The 20,351-nt window shown below is 61.2% G+C and carries 21 protein-coding genes; 9 read left to right on the top strand and 12 right to left on the bottom strand.

Annotation, left to right across the window (positions count from 1 at the left end; translation table 11 throughout):
- The first annotated feature begins 176 nt into the window (after positions 1-176).
- From mgtE to V4T21_RS08250, 4 genes are all read left to right on the top strand, one after another.
- Positions 177-1,586 (top strand): magnesium transporter, encoded by a 1,410-nt coding sequence (gene mgtE / locus V4T21_RS08265; RefSeq protein ID WP_332715359.1) that lies wholly within the window; start codon positions 177-179, stop codon positions 1,584-1,586.
- Positions 1,587-1,927: 341 nt separating this feature from the next.
- Entirely contained in the window at positions 1,928-2,350 is a 423-nt protein-coding gene (locus V4T21_RS08260; RefSeq protein ID WP_332715356.1) for a DUF1489 family protein, read from the top strand.
- 94 nt (positions 2,351-2,444) lie between these two features.
- Positions 2,445-2,846 (top strand): PRC-barrel domain-containing protein, encoded by a 402-nt coding sequence (locus V4T21_RS08255; protein ID WP_332715353.1) that lies wholly within the window; start codon positions 2,445-2,447, stop codon positions 2,844-2,846.
- Between the two features lie 182 nt (positions 2,847-3,028).
- Positions 3,029-3,901: a division plane positioning ATPase MipZ gene (locus tag V4T21_RS08250; protein ID WP_332715351.1), complete on the top strand. Its 873-nt coding sequence runs from the start codon at positions 3,029-3,031 to the stop codon at positions 3,899-3,901.
- Between the two features lie 3 nt (positions 3,902-3,904).
- Here the strand turns inward: V4T21_RS08250 and V4T21_RS08245 are convergent, their stop codons facing one another.
- From V4T21_RS08245 to V4T21_RS08235, 3 genes are all read right to left on the bottom strand, one after another.
- Positions 3,905-4,684, bottom strand: coding sequence for an SDR family oxidoreductase (locus tag V4T21_RS08245; protein WP_332715349.1), 780 nt, complete (start codon positions 4,682-4,684; stop codon positions 3,905-3,907).
- A gap of 87 nt (positions 4,685-4,771) precedes the next feature.
- Positions 4,772-5,053: a hypothetical protein gene (locus tag V4T21_RS08240; RefSeq protein WP_332715346.1), complete on the bottom strand. Its 282-nt coding sequence runs from the start codon at positions 5,051-5,053 to the stop codon at positions 4,772-4,774.
- Positions 5,054-5,099: 46 nt separating this feature from the next.
- Positions 5,100-6,677, bottom strand: a complete 1,578-nt coding sequence (locus tag V4T21_RS08235) for a serine hydrolase (RefSeq protein ID WP_332715343.1) — start codon at positions 6,675-6,677, stop codon at positions 5,100-5,102.
- Positions 6,678-6,965: 288 nt separating this feature from the next.
- Here V4T21_RS08235 and clpS point away from each other — a divergent pair, with 288 nt between their 5' ends.
- The 3 genes from clpS (at position 6,966) to V4T21_RS08220 (ending at position 10,319) form a co-directional block, all read left to right on the top strand.
- Positions 6,966-7,373, top strand: a complete 408-nt coding sequence (clpS, locus tag V4T21_RS08230; RefSeq protein WP_440589641.1) for an ATP-dependent Clp protease adapter ClpS — start codon at positions 6,966-6,968, stop codon at positions 7,371-7,373.
- A 9-nt stretch (positions 7,374-7,382) separates the two neighbouring features.
- Positions 7,383-9,767, top strand: a complete 2,385-nt coding sequence (gene clpA / locus V4T21_RS08225) for an ATP-dependent Clp protease ATP-binding subunit ClpA (protein WP_332715338.1) — start codon at positions 7,383-7,385, stop codon at positions 9,765-9,767.
- 105 nt (positions 9,768-9,872) lie between these two features.
- Entirely contained in the window at positions 9,873-10,319 is a 447-nt protein-coding gene (locus V4T21_RS08220) for a pseudoazurin (protein ID WP_332715336.1), read from the top strand.
- Between the two features lie 134 nt (positions 10,320-10,453).
- Here V4T21_RS08220 and V4T21_RS08215 read toward each other — a convergent pair whose 3' ends face one another.
- The 6 genes from V4T21_RS08215 to V4T21_RS08190 all read right to left on the bottom strand — a co-directional run bounded on the left by V4T21_RS08215 (position 10,454) and on the right by V4T21_RS08190 (position 15,075).
- Positions 10,454-10,873, bottom strand: a complete 420-nt coding sequence (locus V4T21_RS08215; protein ID WP_332715334.1) for an HIT family protein — start codon at positions 10,871-10,873, stop codon at positions 10,454-10,456.
- Positions 10,874-10,930: 57 nt separating this feature from the next.
- Positions 10,931-12,091: a GNAT family N-acetyltransferase gene (locus tag V4T21_RS08210; protein ID WP_332715331.1), complete on the bottom strand. Its 1,161-nt coding sequence runs from the start codon at positions 12,089-12,091 to the stop codon at positions 10,931-10,933.
- A gap of 190 nt (positions 12,092-12,281) precedes the next feature.
- Positions 12,282-13,037, bottom strand: a complete 756-nt coding sequence (locus tag V4T21_RS08205) for a glycerophosphodiester phosphodiesterase family protein (RefSeq protein WP_332715329.1) — start codon at positions 13,035-13,037, stop codon at positions 12,282-12,284.
- Between the two features lie 3 nt (positions 13,038-13,040).
- On the bottom strand, positions 13,041-13,493 hold the full coding sequence (locus tag V4T21_RS08200) for a RidA family protein (protein ID WP_332715326.1): 453 nt from the start codon (positions 13,491-13,493) through the stop codon (positions 13,041-13,043).
- Complete coding sequence (locus V4T21_RS08195) at positions 13,468-14,796, bottom strand: DNA polymerase IV (protein WP_332715324.1); 1,329 nt, start codon at positions 14,794-14,796, stop codon at positions 13,468-13,470. Before V4T21_RS08195 ends, V4T21_RS08200 begins: the two co-directional genes overlap by 26 nt.
- 3 nt (positions 14,797-14,799) lie before the next feature.
- On the bottom strand, positions 14,800-15,075 hold the full coding sequence (locus V4T21_RS08190; RefSeq protein ID WP_332715322.1) for a DUF3572 family protein: 276 nt from the start codon (positions 15,073-15,075) through the stop codon (positions 14,800-14,802).
- A 99-nt stretch (positions 15,076-15,174) separates the two neighbouring features.
- On the opposite strand from V4T21_RS08190, the gene V4T21_RS08185 reads away from it, so the two are divergent.
- Both V4T21_RS08185 and V4T21_RS08180 read left to right on the top strand, forming a co-directional pair.
- Positions 15,175-15,549 carry a response regulator gene (locus V4T21_RS08185; RefSeq protein ID WP_332715319.1) on the top strand — a complete coding sequence of 125 codons (375 nt, stop codon included), beginning with the start codon at positions 15,175-15,177 and terminating at the stop codon, positions 15,547-15,549.
- Between the two features lie 36 nt (positions 15,550-15,585).
- The gene (locus tag V4T21_RS08180; protein WP_332715317.1) at positions 15,586-16,956 is read left to right on the top strand and encodes a PleD family two-component system response regulator; all 1,371 of its coding nucleotides are present in this window, start codon (positions 15,586-15,588) and stop codon (positions 16,954-16,956) included.
- Positions 16,957-17,348: 392 nt separating this feature from the next.
- Here the strand turns inward: V4T21_RS08180 and rpmG are convergent, their stop codons facing one another.
- From rpmG to rnr, 3 genes are all read right to left on the bottom strand, one after another.
- The gene (gene rpmG / locus V4T21_RS08175) at positions 17,349-17,516 is read right to left on the bottom strand and encodes a 50S ribosomal protein L33 (RefSeq protein WP_332715316.1); all 168 of its coding nucleotides are present in this window, start codon (positions 17,514-17,516) and stop codon (positions 17,349-17,351) included.
- A 102-nt stretch (positions 17,517-17,618) separates the two neighbouring features.
- Positions 17,619-18,047 carry a DUF983 domain-containing protein gene (locus tag V4T21_RS08170; protein WP_332715315.1) on the bottom strand — a complete coding sequence of 143 codons (429 nt, stop codon included), beginning with the start codon at positions 18,045-18,047 and terminating at the stop codon, positions 17,619-17,621.
- A 3-nt stretch (positions 18,048-18,050) separates the two neighbouring features.
- On the bottom strand, positions 18,051-20,345 hold the full coding sequence (rnr, locus tag V4T21_RS08165) for a ribonuclease R (RefSeq protein WP_332715312.1): 2,295 nt from the start codon (positions 20,343-20,345) through the stop codon (positions 18,051-18,053).
- Positions 20,346-20,351: the final 6 nt, after the last annotated feature.

Raw genomic sequence — 20,351 nt, 5'->3', positions numbered from 1 at the left:
AGCGTCTGTCACATTGCTGTAGCCCAGCTTGGCGACAACGCCGAAGTGCGAGCGGGGCCAAATTGTGCAGGCAGGTCGGTAAGATGAGCGTTGTGCAGTGGCAAAGCGCGAGCGGATGCGCTACGCCAAGTTGAGCCAGAGAGTCGCGCTTGCGCCAACCGGGAAGGAGAGCTGCAATGGACAATCCTGCATCGGCTGACCCGGATACCGAGCCCAATCAGAACACCATCTACGACGAAGACGGCCGCCTGCGGCAGGACTGGTATGAGGCCCTGTACGCTGAAATCGAGGCCGGCGACGCCGCTGCCCTGCGGGCGCGTATGGAGCCGCTTCACGAGTCCGAAACGGGCGATGTGATCGAGGCGCTACCGGCGGAAGATCGCGTGCGTCTGGTCAAGCTGCTGGGCGATGCATTCGATTATTCCGCGCTGACCGAAGTCGATGATTCCGTCCGTATCGAGCTCATGGAAGAGCTGCCGAACGCCGACATTGCGCGCGGCATGGCCGACCTCGACAGCGACGACGCCGTTTACATCCTCGAAGACCTCGAGGAAGAGGACCGCAACGAGATTCTCGAGCAGATGCCTGTGTTCGAGCGTATCTCGCTCAAGCGCAGCCTCGATTTCCCCGAGGAGTCCGCCGGCCGGCGGATGCAGTCCGAATTTATCGCCATTCCGCCGTTCTGGACCGTCGGGCAGACGATCGACTATCTGCGTACGGATAGCGATCTGCCAGACGATTTCTACCAGATCTATGTGGTGGACCCTGGGTTCAATCTTCTCGGCACCATCCCTCTCGACCGTATATTGCGCTCCCAGCGCGCTACGCGGATCGAAGAGATCATGAACACTCAGGTACGCCAGATCGATGCGGCGCTCGATCAGGAAGAGGCGGCGCGCATCTTCGAGCGATACGACCAGGTCGAAGTGGCCGTCGTCGACGAAAGCAAGCGGCTGGTGGGTGTCCTGACCATTGACGACATCGTCGACGTCATCAATGAAGAGGCGGCCGAAGATATCCACCGTCTGGGCGGCGTGGGCGACGAAGACATTTCGCGCACCGTACCCGGCGTGGTGCGCAGCCGGGCGACCTGGCTTCTCGTCAACCTCTTTACGGCCACGCTGGCGTCCCTGGTGATCGGGCTGTTCGATAGCACCATTCAGCAAATGGTGGCTCTGGCCGTGCTCATGCCGATCGTCGCCTCCATGGGTGGCGTAGCCGGCACGCAGACCATGACGGTGACCGTGCGCGCCATTTCGCAAAAGGAACTCGATAAGAACAGTACGCGGCGTCTCATCCGGCGCGAACTGCTCGTCGGCCTCACCAATGGTGTGGTTTTTGCCGTGCTTCTGGGGCTGGTCACCGCCTTCCGTTTTTCCGATGTCTCGCTGGGTCTGGTGATCGGCATGGCAATGTTGGTCAACATGATCGTTGCCGGCGGTTGCGGTATTTTGATCCCGCTGGCGCTCGAAAAGCTCAACGTCGATCCGGCCGTTGCGTCCTCGACCTTCGTGATGACTTTGACCGACGTCATCGGCTTTTTTGCCTTTCTTACCCTTGCGGGGTTGTGGTTCGGGCTGTTTTGAGTGATTCGCCGCCATGCGTCCGGCGCAAGCGAGATTTGCACCAATGTGGCGCAAACATGGCTTGTCGAATGCCGTCGCGATAGTTAATTAAGCGTTTCCGGCGCGCAGGCCTGAAGGCTTGGCGTCGGGAGTGCAACAATACAAGGAGCTTGCATGCGTAGCCAATCCAAGGCCGTATGCTGGCGAGCCGCAAGCTGGACATGTGTCGGCTTGATCTCGCTCGGTTTCATTGTCTCGGTCATTGCCGGCGCCTGATACGGCCTTTCGGTAGAGACTTGGGTCAAGTACAATGATGGGGTGCCCGGTGAACGGTCGCCCCATTAATTTTTTCCCGGATCGATATGCATATCATCAAGCTGTGCGTTGGCGTTTCTTCCGTCGAGGAACTGGCCGAGTGGCGTGCCCAGCGCCGCGCCCAGGGGTTTGGCCGACCGGATGGCCTTAACGTACATCGCACCCGGATGATGCCGAAAAAGGCCGACGAGATCGTCGGTCGGGGTTCGCTCTATTGGGTGATGGGCGGCGTCATACGCTGCCGCCAGCTCATCGCCGGTCTAGAGGCCGCCACCGACGCCGAAGGGCGTTCGTGCTGCGACATTCTTCTCGAACCCGAACTGATCCGCACCACTCCCTATCCGCGTCGCCCGTTCCAGGGGTGGCGCTATCTTGCCGCCAAGGACGCACCGCCCGATCTGGGGCGGCCGGGGGAGGAAGCGCCGCCCGAGGGCATGGCGGAGGAACTGGCGCAGCTCGGGCTGATTTAGTCTCTCTCCGAGCGCGATGATCCACACAGCAATTCAGGAACGTTCGGGATTCTCGTTCGTTGACTCCGCGTGCAAACAGCAACGGAGACTGACCATGGATCCGACAACTGACAATGGGCTTCGCGCCCGAGACCTTGACCGCCGCGAGTCCGGAAACCTCATCGGCAGCGACAAGGTGGAAGGAACCGCCGTTTACGGCATGGATGACGAAAAGATCGGCACCATCGAGCGGGTGATGATCGACAAGCTGAGCGGCAAGGTCGCCTATGCCGTCCTGAGTTTTGGCGGTTTCCTCGGAATCGGCGACGATCACTATCCGATTCCGTGGGCCAAGCTGACCTATGACGAAAGCATCGGCGGCTATCGCACCGATCTTTCCAAGGCCGAGCTCGACGAGGCGCCTCGCTATGATGCCGAGGATGATTTCGAATGGAACGATCGCCAGCGCGCGATGGATATCTACACCTATTACGGTGTTCCGCCGTATTGGATCTAAGCGAACACCAAGTGCGAATCGCTGGCCGGCGCCACATTTGGCACCGGCCAATTCGTTTATAAAATCTAAATCAAATGCAAACTAAGCTCTCTGGACGAGGGTAAATACGCCCTTGTGCCGCTGACGCGAAGCACACATTCTGTGCCCGCCGTGGGGCCGGTCGGGGTTCGGAGATAACGAGAATGCAGCGATCCAACGCGCATGTGATTGTTCTGGGCAATGAGAAGGGGGGCTCGGGAAAATCGACAACCGCCATCCATCTGGCCGTCCACCTCCTTTATGAAGGTTTCCGGGTTGCGACGATCGACGCCGACAGCCGCCAGCATACCTTCACCACCTATGTCCGAAACCGTCGCGAATGGGCGAAGGTCCACGGCCTGGACGTACCGCATCCGACCCATTTCCATCTGCCCCAGACGCGCAGCGAGTCGGTCGAGGAAAATGCGCGTCTCGATTTCGAGATGTTCCGCCAAGCCGTCGCCGAGGTCGAAACGCAGGTCGATTACCTCATCATCGATACGCCCGGCTTCGATACCCATCTCACGCGCATCGCCCATTCCCTGGCCGATACATTGATCACCCCGCTCAACGACAGCCTGATCGATCTCGACGTCATCGCGCGGATAGAGCCCGATACCGGCGCCGTCCTGGAACTGAGCCACTATACGCGGCTCGTCCAGCGCTCCCGGCGTGAGCGGCTGGCGATCGACGGACGGACTATCGATTGGATTCTGGTGCGCAACCGCATGTCGATGCTCAAATCGCGCAATGCGCGTCTCATGAGCGCCGGGCTTGAAAATATCTCCGAGCGGGTAGGGTGCCGCGTCGCCGAGGGAATTGCCGAACGCGTGATCTTCCGCTCGCTCTTTCCCATCGGCATGACCGTTTTCGATCCTCTCGATTCCGAAGCCTTGGGCGGCGCGCCGACCATGAGTCATATCGGGGCGCGTCAGGAATACCGTCTGTTGGCCGAGGTGCTCAATCTCGACCTGCGTAATCGAAACTCCGAGACAAAAACCTCGCCGGACCCGCACCTTCTCGCCGGAACTGTCTAACGTTCAAACCAGCAGCGATTGCGCGCCGTCGATCCAGATCGGCGTGCCCGTGATGTGGCGCGCCGCATCGGACGCCAGAAAGCAGACCAGGTCGGCCACGTCCTTGGCCTTGCCCGGTTCGCCCCCCGTGAGCGGTATCTCGCCCTTTGGATATTTCGCCGGCACTGCGGCCTTTTCCACGTTCTGCCGATTGGTGTTTTCATCGATTTCGCTCTCGATGGCGCCGGGGCAAATGGCGTTGACCCGGATACGGTATTTGGCGAGTTCAAGCGCGGTCATCTGTGCCAGCGCCAACTGACCTGCCTTGGTGGTGGAATAGGCGGAGGCACCGGCGGTCGTAAATGTGCGCGTTCCGTTGATCGAGGAGGTGATGATGATCGAGCCGCCGCGTTCCTTCATCAGCGGAACGGCGTGGCGCAGGGTCAGGAACGTGCCTCGGAGATTGACCGCGATGGTCGTGTCCCAATCCTCGATGGGGAGCTCGTCGATCGGCGCCCAGGTGCCGTTGATGCCGGCATTGGCGAAGACGATGTCGAGTCGCCCGAACGTCTCGGTAATCTGGTCGAAAGCGGATTGCATGTCCGAGGTGTCGGAAATGTCGGCGTAGAGGGGAAGAACCTTGCGGCCCAGGTTCGCGATCTGGGTGGCGACCCGATCGACCTCTTCCTTGCTGCGGCTGAGAAGTGCGATATCGGCGCCGTCGGTTGCGAGTTTGAGGGCGCTGGCCTTGCCGAGGCCCGAACCGCCTCCCGTGACCAGTGCGATTCTGCCTTCGAGCATCATGCTGAACCTCCGCGTCGGGTGTGGTTCAGCAACGCGGAGAGCTTTACTCCGTTCCTGCTCCAATTCGGCGAGCAGGCGGGAAGGGAATTATTCGTCGTGCGGGAGGTACATGCGCAGGGCGCGCTTGCCGTTGGGATCGAACACATCGACGTCGATCGAAACGCGAGGCAGCACCACGCGCCGCGTGCGGGCCGATAGTGCGAGCACGACCGACAGCATGTCGGACATTCGCCGCCGCACCGGCTTGTGTGGCTCCAGCCCGCGCATCAGCGAGCGCAGCGCTTCGCTGCGCACCGCGTCGTCCTGCGAGGCGAGGGGAGAGCGGGGTTCGAACTGGCTGAGGTCCGACAGTCGGTTCCATTCGCTCATTGGGCTACTCCATACACTTGCGCCAATTGTCGAGAGGGCGAGGGGATTATCCCTGTACTGTGAGGCAGTTGATGGAAGCGGTGGCCAAGGCATCGCAAGTGGTGCGCGCCTGGGTGCGGTCGGCAAATCCTGCGAAGCGGGCGCGGTAGTAAGTGACGCCATTGCGCTCGAAAGTTTCGACATAGCTCCGCAGGTTGGCCAACTGGTCATAGGTCTGGGTCGCTTCGGAGAGCATATCGTTGGCGCCATCCTCGCTGTCGGCGGCGCCGACCTGAACGATCCAGCCGCCGGCCGGCACGGTGTTCGAGGCGTTGGTGCTCATCATATCGACTTCAAGCCCTTCGGGACGCGCGATCGGAGCAGGGGGGATCAATATCTGTCCGGGCTGCGCGGTGATATCCGAAGGGGCCGGCCCCAGCTTCATGGTCTCGGCGATCCAGGCGCCGATGGGGTCGTTGGCGGGATAGACCGGCTGGTCGGACGGCATTACCCCCGTCGCCACATAGGTGGCCTGGTCGAGGGCGTTATCACCCGGTCGGGAGGGAATATCCTCGGCGGACACGACCTGGAAGGGGATCGTTTCGGGTTGGTTCGAGGTTTCCGGCGTGAGGCCGGCCACCTGCATGGCCTGCTCTTCTGTGATGACGGGCAGAAGGCTGACCGGGCGCACGGGCGGCAGGCGGTTGAGCGGCACGGCTGCTCCAGCCGATGCCACGGCAATTCCATTGCCCAGCAGGGTGGGGCGCGGGATCATGGCTTCGCGCCAATAATCGCCCTGACGGGCATCCGGAAGATACTCACGTACCAGTTCGGCCACCCGGGCATTGCGCGACGCACCGGTGTTGAAGCCCAGGCCGATCACGACGATATGACGGTTGTTCGAGCGGGCCGCGGTCATCAGATTGTAGCCGGAGGCGTTGATGTAGCCGGTCTTGATGCCGTCGACGCCGTTCTGGCCGAGCAATGCGTTGTGATTGCCGTAGGTCTTGGAGCCGTAGGTGAAGCTACGGGTCTGGAAATATTCGTAATAGCCGGGGAAGTGCAGATAGATGGCGCGCGCCAGAATCGCCTGGTCTGTCGCCGTGGTCACCTGGCCGCTGTCGGGAAGGCCGGATGCGTTCTTGTAGGTCGTGCGGCTCATGCCCAGGGCACGCGCCGTCTGCGTCATGCGTTCGGCGAATTTGCTCTCGGTGCCCGAGATGTTTTCACCGATGACACGGGCCACGTCGTTGGCCGAAAGCGTCACGAGAGCCTTGATGGCGTCTTCGACCTTGATGGTCGAACCGCGCTGGACATAGAGCTTGGTGGGAACCGCCGCTGCTGCGTGCGCCGAAACCGAAAGCTTGCTGTCGAGGCGAAGCCGGCCTGCTTCCAATTCCTGGAACAGGATATAGAGCGTCATCACCTTGGTGAGCGAGGCGGGATAACGCAGGTCGTTGGCGTTGTCCTGATAAAGGACCTGGCCGGTCTTGGCGTCGACTGCAATGCCGGCATAAGCGCGCGGCACGTTTTGGGCAGAGGCAGGAATGGACAAGGCCGCAATGGTGATCGCGGCGATGAAAAGCGATAGAACGAAGCGCGCAAAAGGGGCGCGTGCGGAATCGATACGCAGTAGGGTCGGCACCCGATACTCCAACTCTTTACTGGACCGGCACGAAAAACGCCGCACCGTTACTCAATCTCTGGATTGTCCGCGCCCGTCCCCCGAAAAGCACGCCGCACAATCCCCAACTGTGGGTCACGATAGGGCGATGCGGTTACAAATCGGTAAAGTGCTTAAAACTTGCAGCAAATTTCGTGCGTCATGGTTCACACCTGATTGATCGCCTTTTCGCCCCTTAACATGATCAAGATTTTGCCTACATAATGGGGCCGTCTTGCCTTTGACGATTTGGGACGAAGACTCTTGAAAATGCTTGCTCACTCTCCTGAAAACCGATTGCTGCGCCGCGGAGGTCCGCTTGCGTGGCCTGCCGTTCTGGCCGGCCCAGGAGATGGCGGGCGCGATAGCGATGATGAGGGCGAAGGGCAAACCGGCGTCGTGACCAAGACCCGGCCCAAGACCAAAAAGCCCAGCCTCTATCGTGTGCTGCTGCTCAATGACGACTACACGCCCATGGAGTTCGTCATCCTCATTTTGGAGGAGGTCTTCAACAAATCCCGTGAGGATGCGACGCGCATTATGCTGCACGTCCATAATCAAGGTGTGGGGGAATGCGGGGTGTTTCCGTACGAGGTGGCCGAAACCAAGGTCACCCGCGTCATGGACGCCGCGCGCCGAAACCAGCATCCGCTGCAATGCGTGATGGAAAAGCAATAGGATACCAACATGCCTTCATTCTCTCGCGGTCTCGAAAAGGCGTTGCATCAGGCCATGAATTTGGCCCGGGAGCGTAGCCATGAGTTTGCGACGCTCGAACACCTGCTGCTCGCCTTGACGGAAGATCGCGATACGATTTCGGTCCTGACCGGTTGCGATGTCGACATCGAAGCCCTTAGGACCGATCTCGAGGAATTCATCGACGAGGAACTCGACAGCCTCGTCGTTCCCAACGGACAGGACGCCCGCCCCACGGCGGCGTTCCAGCGCGTCATCCAGCGCGCCGTCATCCATGTTCAATCGTCCGGCCGCGAGGAAGTGACCGGGGCCAACGTGCTCGTTGCGATCTTTGCCGAGCGCGAGAGCCACGCCGCCTATTTCCTCGAGCAGCAGGACATGACCCGGCTCGATGCCGTCAATTTCATTTCTCACGGCATTGCGAAATCGGGTCGTGGTGCCGACCGTCCCGTGCGCGGGGCGGAAGAGGGCGGCTCGGGCTTTGAGGGTGAGCAGGAACGCGGCGGCGGAGCCGGGCCGCAGCAAAGCTCGGCGTTGGCCGATTTCTGCATCAACCTCAATGACAAGGCTCGGGCCGGCAAGATCGATCCGCTGATCGGCCGGGCCACCGAGCTCGAACGCACCATTCAGGTGCTGTGCCGGCGCTCCAAGAACAATCCGCTCTATGTGGGCGACCCCGGTGTGGGCAAGACCGCCATCGCCGAGGGTTTGGCGCGCCGCATCATCGAGGGTGACGTTCCCGAGGTTCTGGAAACCGCTGTGATCTATGCGCTCGATATGGGCGCGTTGCTGGCCGGCACCCGCTATCGCGGCGATTTCGAGGAACGCCTCAAGGCGATCATGAAGGAGCTCGAAAAGAAGGATAACGTCATCCTCTTTATCGACGAGATCCATACGGTGATCGGCGCCGGCGCGACTTCTGGCGGTGCGCTCGATGCTTCGAACCTTCTCAAGCCCGCTTTGGCTTCGGGCGCGATCCGTTGCATCGGCTCGACCACCTATAAGGAGTATCGCCAGTTCTTCGAAAAGGACCGGGCCCTGGTGCGTCGTTTCCAGAAGATCGACGTCAACGAGCCTACGATCCCAGACGCTATCGAGATCATGAAGGGCCTGCGGCCCTATTTCGAGGATTACCACAAGCTCAAATACACCGATGACGCGCTCAAGGCCGCCGTCGAGCTTTCGGCTCGCTACATCAACGACCGCAAGTTGCCCGACAAGGCCATCGACGTGGTCGACGAAACCGGTGCGCGGCAGATGCTGGTGACAGAGGACAAACGCAAGAAGCTGATCAACGTCGAGGATATCGAGGCGACTGTCGCCACCATCGCGCGGATTCCGCCCAAATCGGTGTCCAAATCCGATACCGAACTGCTCGGCAATCTGGAAACCAACCTCAAGCGGGTGGTGTTCGGGCAGGATAAGGCCATCGACGCGCTTTCGTCCGCGATCAAGCTGGCCCGTGCCGGTTTGCGTGAACCTGAAAAGCCCATCGGCTCCTATCTCTTCACCGGTCCCACCGGCGTCGGCAAGACGGAAGTCGCCAAGCAACTCGCCGATACGCTCGGCGTGGAACTGCTGCGCTTTGACATGTCGGAGTATATGGAGCGTCACACGGTGTCGCGCCTGATCGGTGCCCCTCCGGGCTATGTCGGATTCGACCAGGGCGGACTGATGACCGATGGCATCGATCAGCATCCCCATTCGGTCTTGCTGCTCGACGAAATCGAAAAGGCCCATCCGGACCTCTTCAATATCCTCCTTCAGGTCATGGACCACGGCAAGCTGACCGACCATTCGGGCAAGCAGGTCGATTTCCGCAACGTCATCCTGATCATGACGTCCAACGTGGGCGCTTCCGAGCTGGCGAAATCGCCGATCGGGTTCGGCCGCGTGCGTCAGGAAGGTGACGATGAAGAAGCGATCAACCGGATGTTCACGCCCGAGTTCCGGAACCGGCTCGACGCGATCATCTCGTTCGCCCCGCTGCCGCCCTCGACGGTCAACCGCGTGGTGGAAAAGTTCATTCTCCAGCTCGAAGGTCAGCTCGCCGAACGTGGCATCACCATCGAGTTGACGCCCGAGGCGTCCGATTGGCTGGCCACTCGCGGCTATGACGAAAAGATGGGTGCGCGTCCGTTGAGCCGCGTTATCCAGGAATACGTCAAGAAGCCGCTGGCCGAAGAGGTGTTGTTCGGCCTCTTGCAGAAGGGCGGTTCGGTCAAGGTGACCGTGGTGGGCGAGGGGAACGAGGCACGCCTCGAACTGGTCTCCATACCGCCGCGTCCCGCGCGTCCCAAGGCGATCACCGGTCCCAAGGGCGGCAAGAAGCCCGCGCGGAAATCCAAGCCGAAGGACGCGGAACAGAACTCGTGATCATTCGTTAAATGGCTGAGCCGACGCCTTCGGGCGTCGGCTTGTTTTTTGATGGGATGGGGGCTAAAACATGACGCGAGTTGTCATATTATAAAGGAGACTCGAATGCGTATCTTCAAGAGTGCTGTTGTGGCGCTGGCCCTTTCCGCGTTTGCCATTCCCATGGCGATGGCTGCCGATCATGAGATCGAAATGCTCAACGAGGGCAGCGATGGTGAAATGATGGTTTTCGAGCCAGCGTTCCTGGAGATCGAGCCGGGCGATACCGTAACGTTCGTTCCGACCGACGCTTTCCACAACGCGGCCACCATCGACGGCATGCTGCCTGAGGGTGCCGAGCCGTTCACCGGCGAAATCGATGAGCGCCTGACCATCACTTTCGATGAGCCGGGTGTTTATGGCGTTCGCTGCGACCCGCACTTCATGATGGGCATGGTTGCCATGATCGTCGTCGGCGATCCGGTCAATCTCGAAGAAGCCAAGGCCGTTGAAGTGCCCGAAGGTGCGCAGGAGCGTATCGACGCCCTTTTTGCACAGGTCGAAGCGCAGTAATCCACAGCGCGATCCGATAGAAAGCGGCCCTGCCATCGATGGCGGGCCGCTTTTGTTTTTCAAGGGCTTGGATCAACGGCTCCGGAAATTTTCCCCGGAGTTATTCCCGCTGTCGTCCACAGGCTTTTCCACAATCAAAGTGCGGAACGGATGTTCTCGGCCTGATCGGCGAGTTCCTTGGCGTCGGCCATGGCGCCCGAATGGGGCTTGAGGGCCACGCCGTCGTAAATGGGGATGATGTGGAAGTGCAGGTGAAACACCGTCTGACCGGCGGGCGCTTCGTTGAACTGAATGATCCGCAGACCATCCGCCTTCATCGCCGCCATCACGGCGCGCGCGACCCTCTGTGTCTTCTGAATCAGGTTGGCGAGAACCTGCGGGTCTGCATCGAGCAGGTTGCGTGAGCCTGTCTTGGGGATCACCAGGGTATGCCCGCGCGATTGCGGCATCACGTCCATGAAGGCAAGGGTATCGTCGTCTTCGAACACCTTGTGGCTGGGAATGTCGCCCTTGATGATCTTTCCGAAAATGTTGTCGGGATCGTATTCGGCCATCGCAAACTCCTCTCGCTGTCCCCTGAGCTATAGCGAAATGAGGAGGGCGGGCAAGCGCTAGCCTTTGCGGAAGGGGGTATAGTCGGTCAGCTCTTCGTTCTGCATGGCGACCATCCGGCGTTCGTCCTCCAGATAGTCCGCCACCGCGCGCCGCAGCCCGGGATGAACGATGTGATGGATCGATCGCGTCGTCACGGGGGCATAGCCGCGCGCCAGCTTGTGTTGCCCCTGCGCTCCTGCCTCGACGCGTTTCAATCCGTGCGCGATGGCGAAATCGATGGCCTGATAGTAGCACAGCTCGAAATGCAGGAACGGCACGTCCTTGATCGCCCCCCAGTTGCGGCCATAGAGCGTGTCGTCTCCAAGGAAATTCAAGGCGCCGGCGATGTATTCGGAGCCTTCCCGGGCGAGCATCAGCACAATTTTGTCGGCCATTGTCGCCGAAATGCGCGAGAAGAACTCGCGGTTCAGATATGGCCGGCCCCATTTGCGCGACCCCGTATCCATATAGAATTGATAGAATGCGTCCCAATGGGCTTCGGTCAGATCGCTGCCGGTAATCCATTCGCACGCGATCCCGTCGATCAGCGCCTCGCGGCGCTCGCGCCGAATTGCCTTGCGCTTGCGCGATTGCAGAGTGTCGAGAAACTGATCGAAATTGCCGAACCCGTCGTTGGTCCAATGAAACTGCGTATCGTGGCGCACCAGCCAGTTGGCTTGCGCGGCGATGGCTTCCTCTTCATCGGTCACGAAGGTGGCGTGCACTGACGATGCCCCCAGCCTTTCCGCGAGCGCTTCGGCAGCCTGCAACAGCAATGTCCGCGTATCGGCGCTCCCGTCAGCCGTGAGCAGCTTGGGCGCGCTTGCCGGGGTAAAGGGCACCGAGGACTGGAGCTTGGGATAATAATTTCCGCCGGCCCGTTCGATGGCGTCGGCCCAGGCGTGATCGAAGACATACTCGCCCATCGAGTGCGATTTGAGGAACAGCGGCATCATCCCGATTGGCCTATCGCCGCGCGAGATCAGGATATGCTGGGGCTGCCATCCGGTTTGGGCCGTGGCACAGCCCGCTTCCTCGAGCGCGAGGAAGAAAGCGTGGTCGAGAAACGGATTGCCGGGATTGGCCCCATCGCCCGACGCGAGCGAATTCCACACTCGGGCTGGAATGCTCGCCGTGCTGGGGTGGATAGCGATCGTGATTTCGGATTGGTCTGCCAAGGTGCGGTCGGACGATTCAACTGGTCTGGTAGAAATAGTCCTCGTCGCCGGGTGGTGTAAGGGCGCGGTCCCGGTCGTTCACCGAGATTTGTCCGCCATGATCGGCGCAGGCACGCTCCAAGTATGCAGCATTCGTGCCGGTATATTCAATCGTAGAACGGGCGCTGCCGCAAATTTCGCGGAACGACTATCAGGCGTCCGGATCAAAACCCTCAAAGACGATCTGATCCGCGCCGCGTCGGGCATCGGCCGCCTCGGTTTCCGAGCGGATCGTCCAGCTCATCACCTTGAACCCCAAGGCCCGGAACAACCGCACCGCCGGCAAGCCCAGTGCCGTGCGTTCGCAGGAAATGAAGGTGAATCGCGATCTTGGATAATGCAACAAATGCCTCAGGACGAACCGCGTGCCGGCCGGCATGTCGCCATACCATTCAGGCTTGTCGTAACCATAGGTGATGATCCCCAGTGGCCCGGTATAGCCCGCGCGACGCAGCGCAATCAGCATCAGCGGGTCGAAGGATTTGATGACCAACGGCCCCTGATAGCTTTTCACGCACTCCATGACACGGGCCGCAAGCGCGTCGGTGTCTTTGGCGTTGGCCTGCTTTTTGACCTCGACCACCAGCGGCGCGGCACCAGCGATCTGCGCGAGCATCTCGGAAAACGTCTGCGGGCAATCCGCGCTGCTGCTGCCGGTCAAGGGAGTGACGATCAACTCGTCGCTCAGTCGCGAGCGGACGAGCCCGGTTCGCCCCACCAGCCGTTCCAGGCCGTCATCGTGAAAGACGATCGCCTCGCCGTCGGCCGAAAGCTGGAGGTCGCACTCGATCCCGAATCCGCGTTCGATGGCGGCGGCGAAGGCCGAGCGCGAGTTCTCGATGATCCCCCGTTCCCTGTCATGCAGTCCGCGATGGGCGATGGGACGGTCGAACGGGGGATTGGCCATGGATTATTCGATCTCGATGATGGCGTCGATTTCAACGGCGGCGCCGAGGGGGAGGGAAGCCACGCCGAACGCGGCGCGGGCGTGCTTACCCTTGTCACCCAACAGTTTTATGAACAAATCCGAAGCCCCGTTGGCAACCAGATGCTGCTCGTTGAAATCGGGCGTGGAGGCGACGAGAACGGTCAGTTTCTGGATCGCCTTGATGTTGGCAAGCGCGGTGACCTGATTGACCTGAGCCAGGATGGAGACGGCGCAAAGCTCGGCGGCCTTCTGGCCCGCCGCAACGTCTGTGCCATCGCCCAGCCGGCCCTTCACGACGCCATCCGCATCGGCGGAAATCTGTCCCGAGACATAGAGCAGCTTTCCGGATTGGCGCACCGGCACATAGCTGGCTGCAGGCGCCGCCGGGGTGGGCAGGGTGTAGCCCAGATCATTGAGTTTCTGGTCGATCGTCATCATCGCTCTCCGGTTTGATCTCTTTGGTCTTGGGTCGGCGGTAGAGCTTGCCCCGGACCAGCGCCTCACGCCCGAACCGGTCGCGAACCCTGTCCATGGCGCGCTCCGCCGCCGCCTTGCGCGCGACGCCCGGCTCGATCAGATCGGTCGGATCGCTGCCGTCGGCCGCTTCGAGACCGGTAACACCGATCCCGAGCAGGCGAAAGGCGGTGCCGTCCACTTCGCGCGCCAGCAATTGCACGCCGGTTTCATAAAGCGTCGTGGCCAATTGAGTCGGCAGCATGATGTGCTGCGCGCGGGTGCGGGATTTGAACCCGGCGGTCTTGAGCTTGACGGTTATCGTATCGCCGACCAGCCCCTGTTTCTTCAACCGTTCGGACAGTCGCTCACTGAGGGAGAGCAGGGCGGTGGAAAGCGAATCGAAATCGGAAAGGTCGGTGAAGAACGTGGTTTCGGTGCTGACCGATTTGGTCTCACGCGTGCTGGAGACCCGCCGGTAATCCTCGCCCCGTGCCAGCTTGGCCAGGCGGGCGCCCATCTCGCCATAGCGGCGCATGAGATCTTCGGGCGAGCGCTCCTGAAGCTGCCCGATGGTAACCAGCCCATCCTTGCGCAACGTCTCCGCCATCACCCTGCCCACCCCGAAGATAACGGTTATCGGCTTGTCGGCGAGGTAGGAAACGGTTTCGGCCTTGCCGATCACCGCAAATCCGCGTGGCTTGTCGATCTCGGACGCGATCTTGGCGAGGAATTTGTTGTGAGAGAGCCCGATCGAGATGTTGACCCCGATATCCTCTTCGATCCGCTTAGCGAGGCGGGCCAGGGTCAGCGCCGGTGGCGCCTTGTGCGTCTTCTCCGTCCCTGAAAGATCGAGAAAGGCCTCGTCGATGGAAAGCGGCTGGACCAGCGGGGTCAGCGAATCCATCAGCGCGCGGATTTGGCGGCTCACCCCGACATATTTGGCCATGTCGGGCTTGATGACCACCGCCTGGGGGCACAGTCTTTTCGCCTGGAACATGGGCATCGCCGAGCGCACGCCGCTCATGCGCGCGATGTAGCAGCAGGTCGCCACCACGCCGCGCTGCCCGCCGCCCACGATCAGCGGCTTGTCGAGCAGGCTCGGGTCGTCGCGTTTTTCCACCGAGGCATAAAACGCGTCGCAGTCGATATGGGCGATCGAGAGCGAGAACAGCTCGGCATGATGAAGGACGCGCGGCGAGCCGCATTTGGGGCAGCGCGACGGCGCCACGCTGGTTTCTCCCGTGGCAAGGCAATCGCGGCACAGATGTCCGCCGGTCGCCATCGTTCAGCTCTGCGGGTTGAGGCCGTGCCAGAGGCGCATGACCCGGGAGACGTCGATGCCGGCATTGGCGCACATGGCGAGCAGAAGGGATTCGTGGCGCCCGAAATAGTCGACGAGCCCTTCGGCCAGCGACCTGCTGCCCACCGATTCCCGCAGGCGTTGGGGCGAATAACCCGCGAGCGCCATGAAACGCTCGAGTTCGTTCACATCGGCGGCCAGCCAGGACAGGCAGGCATCGCCAACGGCAAGCAATTCGGCAGTGTCGACCCTATCGCTCAATCGCCAGACTCAGCTTATTTCTGGTTTCGTAACATATTGCTGTTACCGCAACGCAATGACAACTCAAAGCATCGCGCGACCGGTGCCGGGCGAGGTGACATGGTCAAGACCGTGATGATCGTGGAAGACAATGAGCTCAACATGAAGCTCTTCCATGACCTGCTTGAATCCCGCGGCTACCGCACCATCCAGACCCGCAACGGGATGGAGGCGCTCGATCTTGCGCGCGAACACCGGCCCGACCTGATCCTCATGGATATCCAGCTTCCGGAGGTTTCCGGGCTGGTGGTCACCAAATGGCTCAAGGAAGACGAAGACCTGGCCCCCATCCCGGTCATCGCCGTCACCGCTTTCGCAATGAAAGGCGACGAGGAGCGCATCCGGCAGGGGGGGTGCGAAGGCTACATCTCCAAGCCGATCTCCGTGCCACACTTTTTGGAAACCATTGAAAGCTACATTGGCAAGGCCCGGTAGCAATCACTTTATCATTTCAGGTCGAGAGGACGCGCCGTGACCGCACGAGTGCTCATCGTCGATGATATCCCCACAAATGTGAAATTGCTCGAGGCTCGGCTGCTCGCCGAATATTTCGACGTCGCCACCGCTTCGTCGGGGGCGCAGGCCATCGAGATCTGCCGCAGCGAGGATATCGACATCATCCTGCTCGATGTGATGATGCCCGAGATGGACGGCTTTACCTGCTGCCAAATTCTCAAGAACGACCCTCAGACCGCTCACATCCCCGTCGTGATGATCACGGCGCTCGACCAACCCTCCGACCGCGTGCGCGGGCTTGAAGCGGGGGCCGACGATTTCCTGACCAAACCCGTCGATGACATGCAACTCCTGGCGCGGGTCAAAAGCCTCGTGCGCCTCAAGGGACTCAGTGACGAATTGCGGGCCCGCTCCCGGACCAGCCATCAGATCGCGCTGGAAGATGCCAGCCGTTCGGAATACGGCGTGCGGGTGGATGGCGGCCGCATTCTGATCGTCGATACGGAGCGGAGCAGGGCAGAGAGAATCGAGCGCCATCTTGGCGACATGCACAAGGTTTCGATCCTTACCGAACCGGCCGAGGCGGTGTTCCAGATGTCGGGGGGAGAGTTCGAGCTGGCCATCGTTTCGATGGCCCTGGACGGTTTCGACCCGCTCCGCATCTGCTCGCAAATCCGCACTGCTGACCAGACGCGGTCGATTCCCATCATCCTCGTCGCCGAGGAGCGGGACCGATCGCAGATCGTCAAGGCGCTCGATCTGGGCGTCAACGATTTCATCATGCGGCCCATCGAGCGTCATGAGCTTTCCGCTCGCGTCAAAACCCAGATTCGCCGGCAGCGCTACACCGTCGAACTGCGCGAAAGCCTCAATTCGACAATGGCCATGGCGGTCATCGACGAGCTGACCGGCCTCTACAACCGCCGCTATTTCGACCGGCATCTGGCCATGGTTCTCGGCAAGGCCGAAGAGCAGGACCGGGACATGGCGCTGATGCTGCTCGATATCGACTACTTCAAGCCCGTCAACGATACCTATGGGCATGACGTGGGTGACACGGTGCTCAAGGAGTTCGCCAACAGGCTGCAGCGCAATATTCGCGGCGTCGATCTTGCCTGCCGTTTCGGCGGAGAAGAGTTCGTGGTGGTCATGCCCGATACCGATATGGGGCAGGCGCAGGGCGTTGCCGAGCGCGTTCGCAGCGCGGTTTGCGACGAGGGGTTCAATGTGGGGCTCGACAAGCCGCTCAAGATCACGGTCAGCGTCGGGCTGGCGCTCAACGAGCGGGAAAACGATACTCCGGAATCGGTGACCAAGCGCGCCGATGTGGCGCTCTATCGCGCCAAGCGAACCGGCCGCAACCGCGTTGTTTACGACGCGGCCTAGTTTCGGCTGGGCGGTAAGGTTAACCTTTCATTATTAATGTCAAATCCGACGGCGAAAGCGCCCGGAACGCTTGGCGTTTTTCCGCCCGGAGAGTAGTGTCCAGGCACAGAAACGGACGCGAAACGCATAAATCCGTTCACCCAAACCCTACGGTTTTCAGGTCCGCCGCAACTCCTGTTCCGTAGGGCGGCTGGCTCGGCTTCGGGCAAGAGTGGCCTCTTCGACAACCGGGGCCGGGTCAGCCACATTCGGCGGCAATCCAACCGCCTTGCGCATAAAGAAAAGCCCCGCTCGAAGGCGGGGCTTTTCTTTCGGTGCTTTGTGTATTGTCGCGCTTCCGAACCGAAAAAGTGGTATCCACTTTTTCTGGAAGCGCTCCAGATCAAGCAGAATTACTTGATCTTGGCTTCCTTGAATTCGACGTGCTTGCGCGCAACGGGATCGTACTTGCGGAAGGCAAGCTTTTCGGTCGCGGTGCGGGTGTTCTTCTTGGTCACGTAGTAGAAGCCGGTGTCGGCGGTCGAAACCAGCTTGATCTTGATCGTGTTGGACTTTGCCATCGCGGGTAGCCTTTTAAACAAACAGGCCGCGCGACGGATCTGCGCACGGCTCGAAAATGAGTTGGGCGCAAACTATGCATTTCGCGCCAAAAGTCAAGCGCGTCAGGAGTAGCCGTTGCTCTCGAATTCATCATCGATGCCGGCCGGATCGAAGCCGTGCATATAGCGCGACCATTGCAATCCGACGATCGCGCCCTTGATGACCGGGAGCAGGACGAGGGACGAGATGATGATCAGCGGAATCATGATCCAGAGATAAGTGAGAGGAGGGAGCGGCGTCGAGCTCATTTCCATGTGCAGCACCGCTCCCACCGCGATGTGGCCGACAATCGTGACCACCAGATAGGGCGGGGCGTCGTCGGCGCGGTGGTGGAACAACTCGGTTCCGCAAACATCGCATTGGTCGACGACCTTGAGGTACCGCGAAAACAGCTTGCCTTGCCCGCAATTGGGACAACGGCACTTCATGCCCTTGAGCATGGCGGGCCAAAGCGGGCGCGCTGGCCTCAATCTCAGATCGGTAACCGGCATGTGCTACTTCCTTGCGCGGCGTCCGCGCGGCGCGGGTTTACCCTTGACGTTCCGGCGTCCACGGCCCGGGCCGGGTGCCTTTACCCGTTCGCCCTCAGATAAAACTTCGAATCGCAACGCGCCAGCCATCGGCGCTGCTTCAAGCAGTCGCACGTCGACCTTGTCGCCGATTCTGAACCGCTCGCCGGTGCGTTCGCCGATCAGCGCCTGCTGGTCCTCGAAATAGCGGAAATAATCCTGCCCCAGCGTGGACACGGGTACGAATCCATCGGCGCCGGTTTCATCGAGCCGCACGAACAGCCCGGCGCCGACCAGTCCGGAAATCGTTCCTCTGAAGCGCGCGCCGATATGGGCGGCCAGATATTGGGCCAAAAGCCGGTCGGAGGTTTCCCGTTCGGCGGCCATCGCCCGGCGTTCGGTCGCCGATATGTGCTCGCCGATTGCGCCCAGCCGATGCTCTTCTGCTCCCGTCAGCCCATCGTCGCCCAGATCGAGCGCCCGGATCAGGGCGCGGTGGACGATCAAATCCGAATATCGGCGAATGGGCGAGGTGAAGTGTGCATAGCGGTCGAGGTTGAGCCCGTAGTGGCCGTAATTGCCCGGCGCATATTCGGCCTGCGCCTGGCTGCGCAGCACCATCTCATTGACCTGCTGGCTCTTGTCGGCCTTTTCGGCGCGGAACAGGATCTGGTTGAAATCCCTGGGCCGCAGCGACTCGCTGCGCGGAACCGGCAGGTCGAGCGATTTCAGGAACTCGCCCAGCGCGACGATCTTTTCCCGGCTCGGCGCATCATGGACGCGGTAGAGCAGGGGCACCTTGTGCTTTTCCAGCGTCTCTGCGGCGCACACGTTGGAGAGGATCATCATCTCCTCGATCAGCTTGTGCGCTTCGAGGCGGTCGGGCACGTACACGTCCTTGACCATGCCGTTCTCATCGAGCCGGATGCGCCGCTCGGGCAGGTCCAGTGCCAGCGGACCACGGCGGTCGCGGGCCTTGGCCAAGGCTGCATAAGCGGCCCAGAGCGGCTTGAGAACGGGTTCGAGCAGCGGCCCGGACTTGTCGTCGGGGTCGCCGTCGATCGCGGCCTGGGCTTGCTGGTAGCTCAGCTTTGCGGCCGAGCGCATCATCACGCGGTGGAACGAATGGCTCTTCTTGTTGCCTTCGGCGTCGATGACGATCCGCAGCGCCATCGATGCCCGGTTCTCGCCTTCGCGCAGGGAGCACAGATCGTTGGAAATGCGCTCGGGCAGCATCGGCACCACGCGATCGGGGAAATAGACCGAATTGCCGCGCAGGAATGCCTCGCGATCCATCGCCGACCCGGTGCGGACGTAATAGGCGACGTCCGCGATCCCCACCCGGATGATGAAGCCGCCGGGATTGTTCGGATCGGTGTCGGGCTCGGCATGAACGGCGTCGTCATGGTCCTTGGCGTCCGCCGGATCGATGGTGACGAGCGGAATGTCGCGCCAGTCCTCGCGTCCCTTGAGCGTTGCTTCCTGGGCTTCCTTGGCCTCCGTGAGCACCGAGGCGGGGAAGCGATAGGGGATATCGAGGGAATGCAGCGCGATCAGACTGACCGCGCCTTCCGATTGCGGGTTGCCGACGACGCTCACCACCTTGGCGCGCGGAATCATCAGCCGGCCCGAAACGGTCACCTCGACCTCGACGAGATCGCCATCCTTGGCCTCGCCCAGATCGCCGGCGGAAATACGCATCTCGCGCGCCTTGCGCTCGATGGGCACCAGACGCGCGCCGTCGTCATCCATGCGGACAATGCCCAGATCGGCCTTGCGCGGCTTGTCCAGCACCTTCATCGGGCGGGCCGTATAGACCGGCACCACGCCGCCCTCGCGCTGGATGCGGGCGAGAATGCGGTCGCCCGGCGCCGGGGCCACGCGTGCGTCCTTGCCCACAGTCACCGCCACGCGGGGCTTTTCGCCGTCTTCCTCATCCCATTTGGCCGGGAAAGCATAGAGATCGTCGGGGTCGGCATCGGAAGGAATGTCCAGCACCGTGACCGCCGGCAGCTCGCCGACCGGGCGGAGTTCCTTGCGCTTGCGCGCCAGAAGGCCTTCCTTTTCCATATCGCGCAGCAGCACCTTGAGCGCGACGCGGTCATCGCCCTTGATATTGAAATGCCGGGCGATCTCGCGCTTGGAATTGATTTCGGGGAAATCGGCGATCGCTTCGAGAATGGCCTCCCGGCTGGGGAGTTCGCCGGGGGTGAAACTGGCCGAACGCCGGCTCTTGCGCGGGGCAGGAGCCTTGGATGGGGAGACTTCGCGTTTGGCCATTTTCGT

Source organism: Pelagibacterium mangrovi (genome assembly GCF_036662815.1).
In the GTDB taxonomy this organism is placed as follows: domain Bacteria; phylum Pseudomonadota; class Alphaproteobacteria; order Rhizobiales; family Devosiaceae; genus Pelagibacterium; species Pelagibacterium mangrovi.
Note: the sequence above shows the minus strand (reverse complement) of the source record. Positions and strands in the feature narration are given on the sequence as shown.